General features: G+C 44.6%; 1 protein-coding gene and 1 pseudogene. Both read right to left on the bottom strand.

The window, feature by feature from the left end; translation table 11 throughout:
- Positions 1 to 204: pseudogene (locus BCT81_RS18400) on the bottom strand (Ktr system potassium transporter B); the annotation flags it as partial.
- Between the two features lie 24 nt (positions 205 to 228).
- Positions 229 to 885, bottom strand: coding sequence for a TrkA family potassium uptake protein (locus BCT81_RS18395; RefSeq protein ID WP_102425400.1), 657 nt, complete (start codon positions 883 to 885; stop codon positions 229 to 231).
- Between the last annotated feature and the right edge of the window lie 40 nt (positions 886 to 925).

Below are 925 nucleotides of genomic sequence, written 5' to 3'. Positions count from 1 at the left end.
CACGCTAATCGCAGAGGTCGCGGTAAACAGCGCATCCGTAAAACTAAGCCCCGTGACAGAGAAAACAGGCAACGTCAGCAAGATGGCCGAGGGAATGAGAACACCTAAGAAACTGGTCAGGATTATCTTAGGTTCAGAGCCCTTACGAGGCTTTTCATCTCTCTTAAGGGTATAAAAAGTACCTTTTCGTTGAAACGAATTCATACTGTTACCTTATTGCAGTTACCATTACCAATTACGTAATTTTCTAGATAAGGTCTCTTTAGGCCCGGCGATGATCACCACATCCCCAATTTCTAAACTCACTTCCAGTTCAGGCGCTTTAGTCAGATTCGGTCCGCGTTTAAAACCAAGAACTTCAACACCCACCTCTTTGCAAAGCTTCAAATCACGAAGTTGTTTACCTAATAGCTTGGCACCGATAACAATTTCGGTCATCGCTAAGCCACTACCGAGGTCGATAAATTCAAGAACGCGTCTATCCAGCATCTTCCTTGCGACACGAATACCCATGTCTCGCTCCGGCATGATGATATGGTCAGCGCCAATTTTAGAGAGGATCTTACCGTGGAATTTATCGTTCGCCTTAACCCAAACGGTTTTAGCTCCCGACTCTTTTACGACCAGAGTAGTCAGAATGCTCGAGTTCACATCAGAACCAATCGAAACCATTACCATATCGTACTCGTCGAGCCTCAGCTCTTTAACCGTCTCTTCACTCGTACAGTTAGCAACAATCGCTTGTGAAACAAAGGCCGCGGCTTCTTTCACTCGCTCCTCATCAATATCGACGGCTAACACCTGTGAGCCTGAACTTTGAAGTTCTTGGCAAACAGATAAACCAAAACGCCCTAAACCGATAACTGCATATTGTTTGTCACTCATTTGAAATCCTGTTTAGAAATTTTAATTACACGGGATAGCC

This window comes from Vibrio sp. 10N.261.52.A1, from assembly GCF_002876325.1.
GTDB classification, from domain to species: Bacteria; Pseudomonadota; Gammaproteobacteria; order Enterobacterales; family Vibrionaceae; genus Vibrio; species Vibrio chagasii.
Note: the sequence above shows the minus strand (reverse complement) of the source record. Positions and strands in the feature narration are given on the sequence as shown.